We start from the raw sequence: 18,112 nt of genomic DNA on the forward strand, positions 1-18,112 counted from the left end.
GGTAATCAAGGGTAGGTGAACTTCAGCGTGGCGCTGGCCCGTACTTTTCCGGCGCGCACGGGCGCGGCTACTTGCACATAGCTGGCTCCCACAAGGTATCGCCAGCGGCGGGACGGCGCGCCCTCCATCGGCGCCCCCAGCCCCGGCTCGGCCACGCCGAAAGCCGGCAGGCGATAGGCGTCGGCGGCCGGGTCGTAGACCCACACTTGAACACCCACGCCATCGGCGGCGGACGCGCCGCTTTCCTGGTTGGCCAGCGTGGCTGGATAGCCCGCCACCGTGCTATTGGGAATGATCGTCACCGTGGGCGACGCCTCGCTCGGCGAGCTGCACGCGACCTCTATCGACGTGCTGGTAATGTCCCGGCCCGGCGATGCGGACAACAAGTGCACCGGCACGGCCGGCAGCCTGACCGTCAGCGCGGCCGGATTCTGCACGTCGCAAGTAGGCGGCGTAACGGCAACCGGTGTGGCCAGCTGCACGCGGTACAGTTGCGGCACAGCCACATTGCCCACATTGCTTACCGCGGCCTGCCCGTAGACGTTGGACGGTGACAGCTGCCCCGGCAAGATCGGCTCGCCCGTCGCCACGAATTCGATCCGCGCCTTCAGGCCCGTGCCCATGCCGGCCGAGCCATTGAACGGAAATACCAAAGCGCCGGACTTGTACGTGTTGTTGGCGGAATACGGCGCCACCTCGTTCTGCGAAGCGTCGATGTAATAGTAGTAAACCCGGTACCCAATGCCTTGCACGCCCGATGCATACACGTCGGGATGCCCGGCCACCAGGGCCGTGCCGCCGCGAAATGTCTCGACGGCGCCCGCGTTGCAGGCGTACAGCGGCGCCGCCCGCCCCTGGGCCGAGCCCGATCCCAGCTCCGGCAAGGGCATTTCCGCCACGAACAGCGTCTCGCCAGCCACGGGGGACGCCGGCAGGGGAAAGCTGGCGCGGCCCGGCGGCACCCGGATCTGAAAAAGCGACGCGTCGTAGGCCGCGTAATAGTTGTTTTTGCTCGTGGTTCCGCCGCGATTGACCGAACAGGCCTGCGCGGTCGCCGCGCCGCCGGCCAACGCCAGGACCAGCGCCAGGGCGTGTGCCGCTTTCGCGCCGGGGCGCCGGCAGAAGGGCCGCGCGCACATCACGACAGGCATGTCAGCTCCATCGCCTGCGGGGCGGCATCCTGTTCTTGGGTGATATCGATCTCGAAACTGCATTGCTGGTCCGCCTGCTCGCCCCATTTCACGGTAAAACGCGACGTACCCTGCAGGCCCGTCAGCCACGCGCGGCCCACGGGGCCGACGATGCCCTGCTGCGTTCCTTCGGCGTCATACACTGCCGCGCCAAAAGGCAGCACCTTGCCGCTTGCGTTCTTCAGCACCGCCAGCAAGGTGCGCCCCAATTGCGTGTCGAACTGGGCCACCACAATGGCCCCGCGGGTCGGCACCACCGTCTGCACGTTCTGTTTCAAGTGCGCTCCGTCAAGGCCGGCGCCGGCATCCAGCGATATGCGGTTCTCGCGATAAGGGCTGGCGTACGGCACCAGCGCCCTGCCCGCCGCATTGGTGCGTACGCCGGGCATCGCGTCTACCACGGCGCCGGCGGCGCCGGGCGCCTCGACGATGACCGCCGTCTCGCCCAGCGATTGCCCGAACAGCAGCCCTTTGCCATCGGCCAGCACGGCCCCGCTGACGTCCAGGTACGTATTGGTTGCGCCGCCCGATGTTGCATGACTGGCCGTGGCCAGGCCCACAGGCATGGCATAGCTGAGCGACCCATAGCCTGTTGCGCCGTTATAGGCATTTGCGCCACGCGCCGCCCCGGCCTGCAGGGCGTAGCTCAGGGAATAATCGTCCAGCATCGCACCGCTGAGGTTGACGCTGTGACTCGAACCCTGCCGATCAGTACGGTTGAACGCATAGCTGGCAGTATGGTTGCCCGCCAGCGGAATACTGAAGTTCAGCATCAGCGTGGACTCACGTTGGCGCCACGCGCTGACGCTCTGGGCAAAAGTCACCGAATAGCCTATCCGCCCGATCGTGCTGGAATATCCCAATTGGGCGTAGCGCGCGTTGCGCGGCGCGTTGCGATACGCAATGCCGTAAAAATTGAGCGACAGCGATGCCCTGCCGCCCATCCGCTGCAACACCGACAACTGGTACTCGTGCTGGCGGCGGAAATCGGCCCTGTCGGGATGCTCCCCGCGATCGCGCGCCGCGTCGTTCAGGCTGCGATAGCCTTCGGAGTTGTAGCGATAGCTGGCCAGCGTGAAATCCGTGCCGCTGCCGGGAAACGACTTTGCATACTGAATGCGCGCGGCCGAACCCGTTATGCTGGCGCCTTGCGCATTGCGCGATCGAGATCCGGTCAGGTCTGCCGACACCGCCCCCAGATGCCTGAGATTCGCCGCCACGCCCGCCGCGCCGGACTGGTAGCCGCCTTGCGCCATCGTCCACCCGCCATACGCAGTCAGGCCCAGCGGCAACCCATAAGCCAGCGCGGCCTGCGCCATCAAGGGGCGCGTCGCCGCATTGTTGTGGCGATGCTCACCCAGCATCAGGTTGTAGTTCCACACGCCCTCGCGCATCATCGTGGGCAGGGCCGAGAACGGTTGCAGATACTGCGTGCTGCGCCCGCCCAGTTCGTCCACCGTCACTTCCAGGTCACCTCCGCCCGGGGTGGAGTACAGATCGTCGATCACAAACGGGCCGGCGGGCACGAACGTCGCATAGATCACCTGCCCGTTCTGCCGGATGGTGACCTTGGCGCTGCTGGCCGCCACGCCCCGCACCACAGGTGCGTATCCGCGCTGGCTGTCTGGCAGCATGCCGTCGTCTGACCGTATCTGCAGGCCGCGAAAGCGCGCCGATTCGAATACCCGACCGTCGGTCGCGCTGTCGCCCATGCGCAACCGCCCGCGCCACGACGCGATATCGCGCTCGGCATACAGGTCGGCCCAATCCCACCTGGATGTACGGTCATCGGTGTAGTAATTGCCATTGCCGCGCAGGCGCCACGCGCCCAGGTTAAGCCCGTTGCGCAAATTGACATATACCGTCTGGTTCTTGTACGTGAAGGGCCCGTCGCTTGACCGCGTACGGTTGTACGAAATTCGGTACGACGACCACATGGCGTTGGTGCCCGCGTCCCAGCGGTCTGGCGCAACCGCCCCGCGCGCCTTGCGGTCCAGTGCGGCCTGCGGGATCGAAACGTTCAGCACGTTGGCGCCTTCGTCATAAGACGCCTGCGCAGACGGTATGGCCTGCAGCGTGCGCCCGCATGCGTCATCTTTCAATGACGCCAGCGCGGCAAAGGCATCGACCTTCACACCCAGTTCCCGCAGTGCGGATACCGACAGGCAGGGCTCGGCATCTTCCTGGCCGGGCACGGGAACAAACTCGATGACGCGCACATCCACGAACTGCTCATTCAGGCGCAGCGTCACCGAACGCGGGCCCGGCAACACCCGGCTGGCGTGCGCGAACACCGACAGATCCACATGCTCGGCCTGCCCGGGCGCGCGGTACAGGAAGCTGCTGTCGAACACCGCCGCCTCGTCGCGCTGGCCGGCGGCACAGGCAAGCGCGGCACATGCCAGCGTCGCACCGCCGGCCCATGCCGGCATGCCAACCCGCCTATTCATGTCGGTCAGCGCGCCGGCGTGGCCGGCGTCACCGTGGCAGCAGGCCAGGCCTCGACGACGCCATAATCATTGACGACGTGGGCGATGACCTGCGTGGTGTCCGTGGCCGGACAGCGGCTCAGCGCTACCGCCGTCGTGGCCAGGGGCAAGGCAACCACGGTGCGGCCGAAATCTGCGGCTTCACCCGCAATCTCGATGCGGGCGAAGTTGATGGTATAGGCCGACTGGTTGTGCAGCATCAGCCGGCACGCGCCGCCGTCGCGCCCCAGGCGCCATTGCAGCAGCTCGGGCCCGCGTGGCTGCTTCAGCACGGACGCGGGGCGGTAGAACAGCTTGATGCGCGTATGCATGGCCAGCGACAAAGTGTTGTCGGCTGCGTTTTTCTTCTGCGGGATCTCCAGCACATTGATCCAGTAGTACGATTCGCGGTCCTGCGGCATGCCCTCGCCCACCCGGGTGATGGTCAGGCGCCGCTCCACGCCCGCGTCGAACCGGCTCAGCGGCGGCGTAATGAAGAATGGCGTTTCCATTTCTTCGGCGGCGCCGTCTATCCATGCCTGGACCACATACGGCTCGGCCACGATGTTCTTGGCGAACACCGAAACATGCTTCTGTTCGTGGTTCATGATGACGCGCGTGCTCGACAACTGAATGCCGGCCTGCACCGCGCCCGTGCTGCACAAGAGCAAGGCAGCCAGGCACATGCGTCGGATCGAGGTATTCATTTACAAAGCTTCTAACGGCCAGATCTGCGCCGGCCCAGGTACCTTGGCCAACGCTGCGGCATGCACGCCGCCAGATCGGGGGTTCGTGGGCGGCCCGCCCGACATCGGGGGCAGACGGCCGGCTTGGCCCGGGCGTGGGGCGGCGGCCGCGTAGCGGCCGCCATCAGTGCGAACTTCGTGCGCGGCAAAGCCAGTCTTGTGAACCGGCCCGCCGATGCGGCGGATCAGGAGTAGTCCACCTGGAACACCGCCCGGGCGTTGGCGCTACCGGCCGTCACCGGGTAGGCCGTGGCTTCGTAGAAGGCCTTGAACCGCAGTTCGTTGGTGCCGTCGATCAGGAGGTAGTCGCTGGCGGCGCCGCCCACCACGATGTCGGTGCCGGCGGCCGTGGCCAACCCCACCGCCACGCCCTGGGCGCCCATGCCGTTTTCCAGGCTGAGCAGGCGGCCGGAAATGACGCTGCCCGCCGCAGGGCTGAACGAAATCGATGCGGTGTCTGCAATAGTGGTGTCACAGCCGATAAGCTTGATGACGAACTCGGTTTGCGGCCCGCGGTCGCCAACGGCTGCGAACATGGTGGCCGGTACGCTGCCCATGGCAACGGTCATGGCCGCGCCATCCTGGCCGCCGCCGATGGCGCATGCCGCGTTGGTAATTTCGCCGATGAACGAGATGTTTCCCGTGTCGGCGGCCGCAGTGCCCGCCAGAGCGGCCAGTACGCCAGAAGCCACCACCGTAAGTAAAGTCTTTTTCATGATTGTCGATTGAACTGATTAAAAGGACGCCAGGGTGTGGACCTTGCACCGATTGCCCGCCGAGGCGCGGATGTAGCCGCCGACACCACCTTGCATGCCGACACGGCCAGGCCCAGCAGCCAGTTGGCGGGCCAGAAGATGCAGCGATGCACCATCCATCCCCGCCAGTGGCGCCTGCACCGCAGGCCCCCCTGGAATGCCATATCGGCCGACATCCATCGCACGGCCGTGGCCAGCATGCGGGCCAGCCCGGCATGCTGTCGCATCAGCCGCAAACAGGGCAGCGCCCACAGGCGATAGCCCTGGTAGGTGATTCGACAGAAGCGCGCCTTGCAATAGCGTGCGTCGATAAGCCAGGTGTCGAAAGACACCAGGCCCTGGCGGCGCAACTCGTTGCAGACGACCTTCTCGTTGAAGTCCACCCATATTCCTAGTTTGCTCATGCAGGCGATCAGTAAACAGGTCCACGCTGAAACGGCAAACTGCCGTTACTGTCTTCCATGAAGAAAGCAACGGCATGGTAGGGTCGGTACGCGGTTATGAATTTGACCTATTGCAAAAGCGCCGAAATATGCGCCGCAATCCTAGGGCAACCGTCGCAGCCTGGCGAATACTTCTGATACAGTCAGAGAATTTTTTCCTGTTTCTGCATCGTTTGCATTAATTGCTTCACGACGCCGAGCCTGCCCGAACAGAAGCGCTGGGCGTTATCGAACGCAATGTCATCGCGGCAACGGCGGCCAGTATCGCCACACTCACAGTGCTGAAATAAGCCGCCGCCTGCAGCCCGTCGACAAACGCGCCGCGCGCCTGTTCGAGCAGGCCCGCGGGAAGCTGCGGCGCCACAGATGCCGCGGCCCAGAGGCTATCGGCCAGCGCGTCGCGAACGTCCATGGGCAGATGCGCCGGCACGCTGTCGGCCATGCCGCCCCGGTAAACCGCAACGGCAACGCTGCCCAATAGCGCAATGCCCAGAGATATCCCCAGGTCCTGCGCCATTTCAGTCATGGCCGAAGCCGATCCCGCTTTGTCGGCGGGGGCGGCATGCACGACCAGTTCGGTTCCCAGCGCGGCTATCGTGCCATTGCCCAGGTAGGCCAGCGCCAGCGCGGCGACGGCCGGCATCGCCCCCGAGCCGCCGCTGTCTACCATCGCGAGCATCAGGTATCCGGCCGCCGAGAGCGCGAGCGCCCCGGCCACCACCAGGCCCGGGCGTATCACGCGGGCCGCGAACGGCGCGCCGACACCGCCCACGACCATGGCCAGGGCCGCCGCACCCATCCACAAGCCGGCGGCAGAGGGCGTATACCCGGCCACCAGCTGCAGATACTGGGCGGTGAGCAACATGGCGCCTCCTACGGACACCAGCCCCAACAACAGCACCAGCAAGGCAACGCGGAACCCGCGATTCGCAAACAGGCCGAGATCCAGCAACGGATCGGCCAGCCGCCGCTGGCGCCTGACAAACACCCAGCCGCACAGCACACCCAGCAACACGGCGACAGCGGCCTGATGCGCATAGCCGGACTTGGCGATCAACTTGATGCCATACACAATGGGCAGCATGGCGCCCAGCGACAAAGCCACGCTGGGCAGGTCCAGGCGCTCGCGGTGCGGCGCGCGGTATTCGGGCAACAAAAAGGGCCCCAGGATCAGCAGCACGCCGACTATGGGCACCGCAATCAGAAACGCCGCGCCCCACCAATACCATTCCAGGATCAGGCCGCCCACCATCGGCCCGGCAGCCGACCCCACTCCCCACATCGTGGCCCATATGCCGATACCAACGGCGCGCTGCTTCGGGTCGGTGAAGAGGTTACTGATCAGCGCCAGCGTCGATGGCATCAGCGTGGCGCCGGCCACGCCCAGGGCCGCTCGCGCCGTGATCAACATATTGGCGCTGGTCGAGAATGCGGCGGCCACCGACGCCAGGGCAAACGCCGCGGCGCCTATCAACAACAGTTTTCGGCGGCCGATGCGATCTCCCAGCGTGCCCATCGTGATCAGAAAGCCGGCAATCAAAAAGCCATAGGCATCCATGATCCACAAAGCCTGCGTGCTGCTGGCCTGCAAGTCCGCCGCCAGGGCAGGCAAAGTCAGGTGCAGCATGGTCAGGTCCAGCCCCAGCATGATGGTGGGCAGCGACAACAATGCCAGTCCGGCCCATGCGCGGGCATCGGCCAGTTGGGGAACCGTCGGCGGTCTATGCACAGAGGCGGCGCCTGCCGCGGCGAGTTGGCGATCTTGGTTCATGAAAATGGCCTGCTGGTCGAGTTCGATTGCGGGGTTGCCATCTTCAATGCAATATCGTCCTATGACAATTTAAGCGTTTATCCTATTACTGATGGCAACACACATGCGCGACCGCAGCCTTGATCGCACCCGTTCCGACCTGTCCGAGTTCCTCGTGCGCCATCGCAGGCGGCTGGCCCCGGCGGATGTAGGGCTGCCCGCCACCGAGCGCCGCCGCACCCCCGGCCTGCGGCGCGAAGAAGTCGCCGCGCTGGCAGGCGTGGGCCTTACCTGGTACACCTGGTTCGAGCAAGGGCGCGACATCCGGGTGTCGGAAAAATTCCTGCTAAGGGTGTCCCACGCACTCAAGCTGAACGATGCCGAATGCAGCCATCTGTTTTTACTGGCGCACCGACGCCCGCCGCCGCCAGAGGCGCATCAACGCCTGACGGTCAGCCCCGCGATCCAGCAACTGCTCGATGACTTGCCCAGGCCTGCCTATGTGCAGAACCTGCGTTGGGACGTGGTGGCGTGGAACGCTTGCGCCGATAGGGTCTTTGCGCTCGCCGGCCGGCCCGCCGGCGACTGCAATCTGCTGCGCATGTTCTTCGCCGACCCCGCAATGCGGCCGCGCCTGCCAGCCTGGCACGAGGATGCGCCAGGGCTGCTTGCTCAATTCCGCTATGACCTCGCCGTAGCGCCGGACGACCCGGCCATGCTGGCCCTGATCGACGACTTGAAACAGATGTCGCCGGGCTTCCGGCAATGCTGGGACACGGCAGCCCAGCATCCCGCCCGCCGCGGCATTGCGTCAATCATCGATACGCAAGGCGAGCCTTATCAGTACCACCACGAGACGCTGGTAGTGGATGAACATCGGCATCTGAAGCTGGTGGTGTATTTCCCGGCCATGGCGTGACGCCCCGCATGGCCCAGTCCATATTGCATATCTTGGCCCTTGGTAATGCGTCATGGCGCGCCTACCATACGGTTGCCCGCCGGATCGCCGGCGGCGCAGCCGGAGCAGTCATCCAGGGAGCCATCGTTGAACGTATCGGTACTGCGGCATGCCCGCACGCCAGCAGAGGTTGAAGCCTGCTTTCCGGTAATGCAGCAATTGCGTCCGCATCTGCAAACCCCCGCGGATCTCCTGGCGCGCGTACGCCGCATGGCAGGCGAGCATTACCAGATACTGTGCGTGTGGCAACACGATGCCGTTATTGCGGCGGCCGGATACCGCCTGCAAGAAAACCTGATCTATGGCCGGTTCCTGTACGTAGACGACCTGGTTACTCGCGATGACCAGCGTGGCCAGGGCCACGGCGCGCGGCTGCTCGATGAACTGGCACACATCGCCGAACAAGAAAACTGCGCGAAACTGGTGCTTGATACCGGCCTGTCCAACGCGCTGGCCCAACGCTTCTATTTCCGCCAGGGCCTGCTGTCCGGCGCCATGCGGTTCTCAAGTCCGATCAACAAGGAACCCATTTGAAATCCATTCTACGCATCACCAGCAGCCCGCGTGGGCATCAGTCCGAAAGTTACCGCCTTTCCCAGGCCGTCGTTGAACGCCTTATCGCGCAATACCCCGCAGCCAGGCTGATCGAACGTCCGCTTGCGGGAGCCGGCGCCGGGCACGTGGATGAAGATTATGCCGACGTGCTGGGCGGCTTCGCAGCGCCTGCTGGCAAAGACCACTTGGGTACGCTGGCGGCATCGGAACAGATGATCCGCGAACTGGAAGAAACCGACTGCCTGGTCATCGGCACCCCCATGCACAACTACACCGTGCCTTCCAACCTGAAGGCCTGGATCGACCATGTCGTCCGGGTGTATCGCAGCTTCCAGCCCACGCGGCAAGGAAAGATCGGCACGCTGCACGACCGGCCCACTTTCGTGGCGGTTGCATCGGGCGGCACCTACGCGGACGAGCCGCCGCGCCAGCCCGACTTCCTGACGCCCTACCTGACAGCGGTGCTGAACACCATCGGCATTCGCGACATTACTTTCTTCTCTGTACAGGGCACCGCCGCAGACCCCGATAAAGTCAGAGCGGCACGAAGCTGCGCCATCGCATCCATAGACGCCCATTTCCACGCAAGTACTGTGCAGCGCGGCGCCGAGATACCAGCCCTATAATTTCCCGGCACCGTATGTCTCCAGATGGGCGGGCCATGACAGCAGCAAAACCCGGCAGCATTTCGCCGCTGGACCGGGCGGCGCCTCAGTCGTATTACCGGCAAATCTATCAGCGCTTTCGCGGCGCCATTGTCGCTGGCTTGCTGGCGCCGGGCGAGCGCCTGCCGTCGGCTCGCGCCCTGGCCAAAGAGCTGGGGCTGGCGCGCGGCACCGTAGAATCGGCCTACGCATTACTGGCCGCCGAAGGCTACACACAAGCCCGCGGCCAGGCCGGCACGGTGGTGTCGCCCGACCTGAACGCGCGCGGCGCGGCCCACGCCAGCGCTGCCCCGCACGACCACCCCCATCCCGCCACGCTCGAGCCGCGGCCCCAACCCATCTTGCCCTTTCAGATGGGCCTGCCCGCGCTCGATGCGTTTCCGCGCAAGATCTGGGCGCGGCTGGCCGCACGCACTGTGCGCGCCATGCAGCCCGCCGACATGAACCACCCCGCAATCAGCGGGCTGCCCGCATTGCGCGCGGCAATCGCGGCCTACCTGAATGTTGCTCGCGGCATCGCATGCACGCCGGCGCAGGTAATCGTCACCTCGGGGTACCGTCACAGCATGGCGCTGGCCGCCCATACGCTCTTGAAGCCGGGCGATTCTGTATGGGTCGAAGACCCGGGGTACCCTCCCACCCGCGAACTGCTGGCCCTGTTGCATATGCGTGCCGTACCCGTGGCCGTCGACGAACAAGGCCTGTCGATTTCTGCCGGCATGGGCGCTGCGCCCCGCGCCCGCGCCGTGGTGGTGACTCCCGCCCACCAGAGCCCGCTGTCGATGTCGCTGGCCCTGCCGCGACGCATGGAACTGCTGGATTGGGCCGCACGCGCCCGGGCATGGGTCATCGAAGACGACTACGACGGCGAATACCGGTATGTCGGCCGCCCGCTGCCAGCCCTGAAAAGCCTGGATCGCGACGAGCGCGTTATTTATGCCGGCACATTCAGCAAGGTGCTGTATCCCGGCATCAGGCTCGCCTACCTGGTGGTACCCGAATCCCTGATCGGGCGCTTCGAGCGCATCAACGACATACTCGCCGCCGGCAGCCCCCCGCTTACCCAGGCCACTGTCGCGGCGTTCATGGGCGAGGGCCATTTTGCGCGGCATATCCAGCGCATGCGCAAGCTGTACGGCGAGCGGCGGCAGGCCGCGACGGCCGGATTGCTGGATGTGCTGGGCCGCCACGTCCGTATCGATGCCCAGCCCGGCGGCATGCACCTGATCGTGCGGCCCGCCGGCCGCGTATCCGATCAGCGACTCGCCGCCCGCATGCTCGCCGGCGGCATGTACGCCCACGCGCTGAGCACATGGAGCCAGTCGCGCAGCAACCACCGCGGGCTGCTGCTGGGCTTTACCAACATTCCTACCCGACAAGAAGCGCAAGCGCTGGGCCGGCGCATCCTGGAAGTGCTCTGAACGGCGCCTGCCGTGCTCGCACGCAGGGCTGCCCATGCACACGCATGGCTCAGAGCGTAAGGCAGATCTTGGCTCTTTCAAGCTGGTCCATGGCCGGCCATCATCGTGCTTCTTGCATTGCAATCAAGTTCACGGAAACCACAACATGACCCAACGCCTGGATTACGCCAAGGCGTCGCCGGACGGCTTCAAGGCCTTGCGCGGCGTATACGCCTATCTACACACCTGCGGCCTGCCACGCGAACTCGTCAACATCGTCTACCTGCGCGTGTCGCAGATCAACGGATGCGCCTATTGCATAGACATGCATTCACGCGACCTGCTCGAGCAAGGCCTTGCCATCGACAAACTGGTGCTGGTGCCGGTATGGCGAGAAGCCGGCAAAATGTTCTCGGCCCGCGAGCGCGCCGCACTGGCCTGGGCGGAAACGTTGACCAACGTCGCGGCCACCGGCGCGCCGGACGAACAGTACGCCGCCGCGGCCGCGGCATTCGACGAAAAAGAACTGGCCGATCTTACCTATGCGATAGGCTTGATGAACGCGCTCAACCGGCTGGGCGTGGGCTTTCGCAACCCGCCTGCCGCCGCCGCGCGCGCCGGCACTTAACTCGCGGACGCGGCGCGCATGGGGATCTTCAGGTAGCGAATGCCATTGTCTTCCGCCTGCGGCAGGCCGCCCGCGCGCAAATTAACCTGCAGCGACGGCAGCAGCAACGCCGGGGCCTGCAGGCCCGCATCGCGCTGCGTGCGCATGGCCACGAACTCGTCCTGGCCTACGCCGTCGCGCACATGCACATTGCCGCTACGCTGCGCCTGTACTGTGCTTTCCCATGCGTAGAAATCGCGCCCGGGCGCCTTGTAGTCGTGGCAGGTAAACACGCGTGTGGCGGGAGGCAAAGCCAGCAGACGGCGTATCGACTGATACAGCACGCGTGCATCGCCTCCGGGAAAATCGGCCCGCGCGGTGCCGTAGTCGGGCATGAACAGCGTGTCGCCCACAAACACCGCGTCCCCGATCAGGTACGACACACACGCCGGCGTGTGGCCGGGCGTGTGCAGCACCCGCACCGGCAGCGCCCCCAGCAAGAACTCCTGGCCGTCATGGTAAAGCTCGTCGAACTCGGCACCGCGGCACGACAGGCTCTCCAGGTTGAACACGGGCTGGAAAATCTTCTGCACCGCGCTCACATGCTCGCCTATGCAGACGGTGGCGCCCGTCAATGCCTTGATGTGCGGCGCGGCGCTCAGGTGATCGGCGTGCACATGCGTTTCCAGCACCTTGACGATAGCGGCCCCCTCGGCGCGCGCCGCCGCCACCATGGCATCCGCCGATTGCGTGGAAAACTCGCCCGATCGATGGTCGTAGTCGAGCACGGGATCGATCGCCGCCGCCTGCATGGTATCGGGATCGATAACCAGGTAAGAGACCGTGTTGGTGGCTTCATCGAAAAAAGCCCGGATCAATGCCGATTGCGCCATGTGTAAACCCCGGTGTAGGCCCAGACCATACGTTAACAGGTTAGCGAAATCGACTACATAAAATGCGGCCTCACCGCCGCGGTAAACATGATACTGACGGCGCTGGTCGAGCAACGAGAAACGGCGTTCCAGGCTGCCTGACTTTGCAGGCCATGTCCGGCCCCGATACGGCTGCGCCTTTACAAGGGGCGGCGCCGCAACGGCGCCGCGCGCGTCATCAGATCGATGACCCAGTCCATGAAAACCCGCAGCTTGGCGCTGACGTGGCGGTTGGGCGCATAGGCCAGGTACATGGGCATGGGGTCGAGCTGCCAATCTTCGAAAATCCGCACGAGTTCGCCGCGCGCGGCGTGGTCCGCAGCCATATAGTGCGGCAGCCAGAGTATCCCCATGCCGGCCAGGCCTGCGGCCAGATACGCATTGCCGTCATCTACGGCCAGCGCGTAGCGCCCATGCACGCTGAGGCTTTCGCCATCGCGGTGCATGGCATAGGGCAGCGCCTTGCGGGTACGCAGCCACAGAAAGCCCACGATGCGGTGATGGCCGTCCTGCAGGTCTCGGGGATGCGCGGGCCGCCCAGCCAATTTCAGATAAGCGGGGGCGGCGTACACGCCCAGCTCCAGGTCGCCCACGTGCCGGGCCACCAGCGACTGGTCGGTGATTTCTCCGCCGCGCAACACGCAATCCACATTTTCGTCGATCAAGTCGACCACGCGGTCGCTGACGCCCATGTGCAGCTGAATATCGGGATAGCGCGCATAGAACTGCGGCAACGCCGGTATCAGCAGCATGCGCGCCAACGGGCTGGGTACGTCGATGCGCAGCAGTCCGCGCGGCTGGGCGGATGCGCCGGAAAGGCTGGTTTCCGCGTCGTCCATATCCGCCAGTAAACGCACCACCCTTTCGTAGTACGCGGCGCCGTCGGCCGTAACATTGACTTTGCGGGTGGTGCGGTTCAACAGCCGCACCCGCAAGCGCGCTTCCAGCTGCTGTATCAGCTGGGTTACGGTTGTCTTGCTCATGTGCAGCGTTTGCGCGGCCTTGGTGAAGCTGCCCGTTTCCACTACACGGACAAATGCCTGCATCGCGTCGATACGGTCCATCACGCCTCCGAAATCGGACAATTGTTTGCATTCTACAAACAGTCAAGCGCAAGCTTGCCTGTTTATCGGAGCGTCGGCGATCGATACAGTGACTGCCATCTTCCCAACCCGGCCTACCGCCGATACTGAGGTCTACCATGGCAACCCGCGATGTCGTCTTCCCCCCCAACCGCCATGCGCTCTACGAGCGCAACCGCTACTCGCCCGCGATCAAGTCGAACGGCTTCTTGTTTGTATCCGGCCAGGTGGGCAGCCGCGACGACGGCTCGCCGGAACCCGATCTGGACCAGCAAGTACGGCGGGCATTCCATAACCTGAACGCCATCCTGCACGAAGCAGGCGCAACATTCGACGACGTGGTGGACGTCACCGTCTTCATGGTCGACCCCGAGTCGAAATTCGACGCCATCTGGCGCACCGTGCAAGACTATTGGGGCAACGCGCCCTACCCCACCGTAACCGCCGTGGGTGTCACCTGGCTGTATGGCTTTGACTTCGAGATCAAAGTCATCGCCCGGCTGCCTCAGCCATAAGCTACCGCGCGCCTTGCCCGCATACCTCGGGCGCGGCGTTCAGCCGGCCGCCGGCCTGCCCCCGCGGCCATGCGCCTTGAGTTCCCAGAGCGCATTCAATACATGGCGGGTCGCGCGCTCGACGGGCTGCACATGGTGCGCAATTCCCAGCTCGCGCCACACTGCGGGGCGCAGGGGCCGCATGGCAATACGTGCGTCCCACTGCGGCGCGCCCGCTTCGTGCGGCAGCAGGGTTGCGCCATAGCCGGCCGCCACCAGGCTTTTGATGGCGTCGTTGTAATTCAGCTTGATGCGCGGCGTCGGGCGGCAGCCGCCCTGGGCGAACCATTCCGCCGTCAGGCGCGACAGGCGCGTACTGGCGTCATTCAGGATCAACGGCCGTTGCGCCAGCCAGGCCGGCGTTACCCGCGCCGGGGGCTGCCAGTGGGCCGGCAGAAATGCCAGCACGGGATCGCGGCGCCATGGCCGTATCGCCAGGCCCGCCACCGGCGCCTGCGGCAATGCCACCAGGCCGATGTCCAGCTTGCCCTGCGACAGACGCGTCAGGGTTTCCTGCGACGTCAGTACTGCGATCTGCACGTCAATATCAGGATGCTGCGCGCGCAGGCGTTCCAGCGCATGGGGCAGCAAGTGCGCGATGGCGCCGGTGGATGCGCCCAGGCGCACGCGCCCGGCCAGCCCCTGCACCTGTCGCCCGACGTCGTCCAGCGTGGCTTCAACTTCGGCCAGCAGGCGGCGCGCGCGCTCTACCAGCATTTCGCCCACCGCCGACGGCCGCACGTTGCCGCGCTGGCGAGTCAGCAGCGGCGCGCCCAGCCGGCGTTCCAGTTCGGCAATGTGCAGGCTGACCGTGGGCGGCGCAAGATGCAGGTGTTGCGCGGCCGCCGCAAAGGAGCCCAGGTCGGCGATCGCCACCAGAGTACGCAAGCGGTCCAGGCTGATTTCTCGCATGCCGTCCTTTTACTTTGCAAAACCTGACTTAAGTCGTCAGGAAATTCAACTTTTCTTATTCTAGCGGGTGGCCGATGATCCCCTGCAGACTACACCGCATCGGGGCAAGCGCATCATGACCACTCCCATCGTTTTCATCGACGGCGACCAGGGCACCACCGGCCTGCAGATACACGACCGGCTGCGCGGTCGCACCGACCTGCGGCTGCTTACGCTGCCGGCGGCCGAACGCAAGGACGCGCAGCGCCGCGCCCAGGCCATCAACGCCTGCGACATTGCCATCCTGTGCCTGCCCGATGCCGCCGCGCGCGAATCGGTCGGCTTCATCCGGAACCCGTCGGTGCGAGTCATCGACGCCAGCTCTGCGCATCGCACGCAGGCCGACTGGGTGTACGGCTTTCCGGAAATGGCCCACGGCCAGGCGCAGCGTATCGCCGTCGCGCCCCGTGTCACCAACCCGGGCTGCTACCCCACCGGCGCCATCGCGCTGCTGCGGCCCCTGGTCGCCGCCGGCCTGCTGCCGCGCGACTACCCCTTGGCCATTCATGCCATATCCGGCTATTCGGGGGGCGGCCGGGCCGCCATCGACGCGCACGAGTCGGCTGCGGCGCAAGGCACGCCGCCGTCGCAGGTATATGGGCTCGCCCTGGAACACAAGCACACCCCCGAAATCGCGCTGCACGCGGCGCTGGCACACCGCCCGCTCTTCGTGCCCGCGTATGGCGCGTATCGCCAGGGCATTGTGCTGACCATACCCATCGAGCTGCGGCTGTTGCCAGCCGGCACCGACGGCGCGCGCCTGCACGCCTGCCTTGAACAACACTACGCCCGCATGCAGCACGTGCAGGTGCTGCCATCGGCGCAAACCCGCGCCATGACGCACCTGGATCCCCAGGCCCTGAACGGCACCAACGACATACAGCTGGGCGTATTCGTCAATGAACGTCACGGCCAGGTGCTGCTTTCCGCGGTATTCGACAACCTGGGCAAAGGCGCCTCGGGCGCTGCCGTGCAGAACCTGGAACTGATGCTGGCGCAATAATCGAGTCTATACCCGCGCGCCGCGCCGGTGTATAAATTCCTGGCGCGCGCGGGCGCCGGACGTGTCCGCCGCCTCTTTCACCCTATCTGGCCCTGCGCCTGAAGCGCTTCCGCCTGCCCAACCGCCGCCCCACGTTCCGATAGCGAGAAAAAAATGAGCCTGGAACCCCTGACTTCGGCGGCGCCGGTCATCCAGGTGCACGCCTGGGCAGCCATCGCCGCGGTTGCGCTGGGCGCCATCGTATTGCTGCGCAAAAAGGGCGATGCATGGCATCGCTGGACGGGCCGCTGCTGGCTGGCCGTGATGCTGGTGACGGTGCTGTCGTCTTTTTTCATACACGAACTGCGCACCTGGGGCGACTGGAGCCCCATCCACATTCTTTCGGTCGTGACGCTGTTTCTGCTGGTCCGCGCCTATCAGGCCATCCGCAAGCGCAACGTGACGCGCCACGCCCACCTGATGAAAACCGCTTTTTTCAACGCATTGCTGCTGGCCGGGTTCTTCACGTTCCTGCCCGGACGCATCATGTACGCGGTTGTATTCGGGCCGCCCGCGTCCGACGCTTCCATGTCCGCAACGCTGATGTGGACGCTTATCATCGGTGCGGTCATCGTCGTCAGCGGTTGGCGCCACGCGCCGGCACTGATCAGGCGGCTGGGCAAACCGGCGCATGCGCCGCAGCGCCGCCTGTAGGCGCTGCGGCGTCCGTTGGCCTTACGCGAGTACGGCTCGGCCGCCCAGATCGGCGAACTGGCTTTCGGGCTCGGCCGTTTCCACATCGGCGAACACCGAACGGTCGCCGTGCTCATCCGTTACCCGCGTGCTCAGCCCCATGCGCTCCATCAGGCCCAGGAGCGGCAGCGGCGGCAGTTCTTCCACGTTGACCATGCGCCGCACATCCCAGGTGCCGTTGGCGATGAGCATCGCGGCAGCGGCGGCGGGCACGCCGGCCGTGTACGAGATGGCCTGGCTGCCCACTTCGCGGTAGCACGCGGCGTGGTCACATATGTTGTATACGAAAGCTTCGCGCGGCTTGCCGTGCTTGGTGCCCTTTACCAGGTCGCCGATGCAGGTATAGCCGCGATAGCTCGGCGCCAATGAAGACGGGTCGGGCAGCACTGCCTTGACTACCTGCAGCGGCACGACCTCGCCGCCGCCAGGCAGGCTCACGGGCTTCTCGGACAGCAGGCCGAGCTTGTTCAGTACGGTGAATACATTAATGTAGTGGTCGGAGAACCCCATCCAGAACCGGATATTGGGCACGTCCATCAGGGCTGACAACGAATGCAGTTCGTCGTGCCCCGTCAGATAGGTAGTCTGGTTGCCGACCACCGGCAGATCCCAGTTCTTCTTCACTTCGAACATCTTGTTGGGCGTCCACTGGCGATCCTGCCAGGACCACACCGTGCCCGTAAATTCGCGGAAGTTGATCTCGGGGTCGAAGTTCGTCGCAAAGTAGCGGTCGTGCGAGCCGGCGTTGGTATCGATGATGTCGATAGAGTCGATCGAGTCGAAGTACTCGTCTTTCGCCAGGCGCGCGTATGCGTTCACGACGCCGGGGTCAAAGCCGATGCCCAGCACGGCGGTCACGCCCGCCTTGGCACATTCGTCGCGGCGGCGCCACTCGTAGTTGGCGTACCACGGAGGCTGTTCGCATATCCGGTCGGGCTCTTCGTGGATGGCGGTATCGATATAGGCGGCGCCCGTGGCAATGCATGCCGACATGACCGACATATTGATGAACGCCGACCCCGCATTGACCACGATCTCGCTGTTGGTCGAGCGTATCAGGTCGGCCGTTGCCTGGACATCCCGCGCGTCCAGGGCATGCGCCTTCAGGGTACCCGGCCGCTGCAGGTTGCCCTTGGCATGCACAGATTCAACAATGGCCTGGCACTTGCCCAGGGTACGCGATGCGATGTGTATATCGCCAAGCGCGGCGTTGTTCTGCGCACACTTGTGCGCCACCACGCTGGCCACACCGCCGGCTCCGATGATGAGTACATTTCTTTTCATCTTTCGTGCTCCATTCACGACAGAAGATTTAAAGGAT

Annotated in this window: 18 protein-coding genes; 8 read left to right on the forward strand and 10 right to left on the reverse strand. The window is 65.0% G+C overall.

Features of this window, described 5'->3' with window-relative positions; genetic code table 11:
• Positions 1–5 precede the first annotated feature (5 nt).
• From CAL19_RS15690 to CAL19_RS15715, 6 genes are all read right to left on the reverse strand, one after another.
• Positions 6–1,151: a fimbrial protein gene (locus CAL19_RS15690; protein WP_170941551.1), complete on the reverse strand. Its 1,146-nt coding sequence runs from the start codon at positions 1,149–1,151 to the stop codon at positions 6–8.
• Positions 1,139–3,640, reverse strand: a complete 2,502-nt coding sequence (locus CAL19_RS15695) for a fimbria/pilus outer membrane usher protein (protein ID WP_249276328.1) — start codon at positions 3,638–3,640, stop codon at positions 1,139–1,141. Before CAL19_RS15695 ends, CAL19_RS15690 begins: the two co-directional genes overlap by 13 nt.
• 5 nt (positions 3,641–3,645) lie before the next feature.
• Positions 3,646–4,365, reverse strand: a complete 720-nt coding sequence (locus CAL19_RS15700; RefSeq protein WP_094797313.1) for a fimbrial biogenesis chaperone — start codon at positions 4,363–4,365, stop codon at positions 3,646–3,648.
• Positions 4,366–4,589: 224 nt separating this feature from the next.
• On the reverse strand, positions 4,590–5,120 hold the full coding sequence (locus tag CAL19_RS15705) for a fimbrial protein (protein WP_094797314.1): 531 nt from the start codon (positions 5,118–5,120) through the stop codon (positions 4,590–4,592).
• Positions 5,117–5,563 (reverse strand): hypothetical protein, encoded by a 447-nt coding sequence (locus CAL19_RS15710; protein ID WP_212589907.1) that lies wholly within the window; start codon positions 5,561–5,563, stop codon positions 5,117–5,119. Before CAL19_RS15710 ends, CAL19_RS15705 begins: the two co-directional genes overlap by 4 nt.
• A 226-nt stretch (positions 5,564–5,789) precedes the next feature.
• A complete protein-coding gene (locus CAL19_RS15715; RefSeq protein ID WP_094797315.1) occupies positions 5,790–7,373 on the reverse strand; it encodes an MFS transporter in 1,584 nt (527 codons plus the stop codon).
• Positions 7,374–7,476: 103 nt separating this feature from the next.
• On the opposite strand from CAL19_RS15715, the gene CAL19_RS15720 reads away from it, so the two are divergent.
• From CAL19_RS15720 to CAL19_RS15740, 5 genes are all read left to right on the forward strand, one after another.
• Positions 7,477–8,271: a helix-turn-helix transcriptional regulator gene (locus tag CAL19_RS15720; protein WP_026639021.1), complete on the forward strand. Its 795-nt coding sequence runs from the start codon at positions 7,477–7,479 to the stop codon at positions 8,269–8,271.
• A 126-nt stretch (positions 8,272–8,397) separates the two neighbouring features.
• On the forward strand, positions 8,398–8,844 hold the full coding sequence (locus CAL19_RS15725) for a GNAT family N-acetyltransferase (RefSeq protein WP_249276329.1): 447 nt from the start codon (positions 8,398–8,400) through the stop codon (positions 8,842–8,844).
• Complete coding sequence (locus CAL19_RS15730) at positions 8,841–9,491, forward strand: FMN-dependent NADH-azoreductase (protein ID WP_094797317.1); 651 nt, start codon at positions 8,841–8,843, stop codon at positions 9,489–9,491. Before CAL19_RS15725 ends, CAL19_RS15730 begins: the two co-directional genes overlap by 4 nt.
• Before the next feature lie 35 nt (positions 9,492–9,526).
• On the forward strand, positions 9,527–10,951 hold the full coding sequence (locus CAL19_RS15735; RefSeq protein WP_094797318.1) for a PLP-dependent aminotransferase family protein: 1,425 nt from the start codon (positions 9,527–9,529) through the stop codon (positions 10,949–10,951).
• 145 nt (positions 10,952–11,096) lie between these two features.
• Entirely contained in the window at positions 11,097–11,558 is a 462-nt protein-coding gene (locus CAL19_RS15740; RefSeq protein ID WP_026639017.1) for a carboxymuconolactone decarboxylase family protein, read from the forward strand.
• Here CAL19_RS15740 and CAL19_RS15745 read toward each other — a convergent pair.
• The gene (locus CAL19_RS15745; RefSeq protein WP_094797319.1) at positions 11,555–12,430 is read right to left on the reverse strand and encodes an MBL fold metallo-hydrolase; all 876 of its coding nucleotides are present in this window, start codon (positions 12,428–12,430) and stop codon (positions 11,555–11,557) included. The genes CAL19_RS15740 and CAL19_RS15745 overlap by 4 nt on opposite strands.
• 179 nt (positions 12,431–12,609) lie before the next feature.
• Positions 12,610–13,533: a LysR family transcriptional regulator gene (locus CAL19_RS15750; RefSeq protein WP_094797320.1), complete on the reverse strand. Its 924-nt coding sequence runs from the start codon at positions 13,531–13,533 to the stop codon at positions 12,610–12,612.
• Between the two features lie 137 nt (positions 13,534–13,670).
• Here CAL19_RS15750 and CAL19_RS15755 point away from each other — a divergent pair, with 137 nt between their 5' ends.
• The gene (locus CAL19_RS15755; protein WP_026639008.1) at positions 13,671–14,066 is read left to right on the forward strand and encodes a RidA family protein; all 396 of its coding nucleotides are present in this window, start codon (positions 13,671–13,673) and stop codon (positions 14,064–14,066) included.
• 39 nt (positions 14,067–14,105) lie between these two features.
• Here CAL19_RS15755 and CAL19_RS15760 read toward each other — a convergent pair whose 3' ends face one another.
• Positions 14,106–15,017, reverse strand: coding sequence for a LysR family transcriptional regulator (locus CAL19_RS15760; protein WP_094797321.1), 912 nt, complete (start codon positions 15,015–15,017; stop codon positions 14,106–14,108).
• Positions 15,018–15,132: 115 nt separating this feature from the next.
• Between CAL19_RS15760 and argC the strand changes: the two genes are divergently transcribed.
• Complete coding sequence (gene argC, locus CAL19_RS15765; RefSeq protein ID WP_094797345.1) at positions 15,133–16,059, forward strand: N-acetyl-gamma-glutamyl-phosphate reductase; 927 nt, start codon at positions 15,133–15,135, stop codon at positions 16,057–16,059.
• Between the two features lie 153 nt (positions 16,060–16,212).
• Positions 16,213–16,752, forward strand: a complete 540-nt coding sequence (locus CAL19_RS15770) for a DUF2306 domain-containing protein (RefSeq protein WP_094797322.1) — start codon at positions 16,213–16,215, stop codon at positions 16,750–16,752.
• Positions 16,753–16,773: 21 nt separating this feature from the next.
• Here CAL19_RS15770 and CAL19_RS15775 read toward each other — a convergent pair whose 3' ends face one another.
• Positions 16,774–18,075, reverse strand: coding sequence for a saccharopine dehydrogenase family protein (locus CAL19_RS15775; RefSeq protein ID WP_094797323.1), 1,302 nt, complete (start codon positions 18,073–18,075; stop codon positions 16,774–16,776).
• Positions 18,076–18,112 lie beyond the last annotated feature (37 nt).

The organism is Bordetella genomosp. 7 (assembly GCF_002261265.1).
In the GTDB taxonomy this organism is placed as follows: Bacteria; Pseudomonadota; Gammaproteobacteria; order Burkholderiales; family Burkholderiaceae_B; genus Bordetella_A.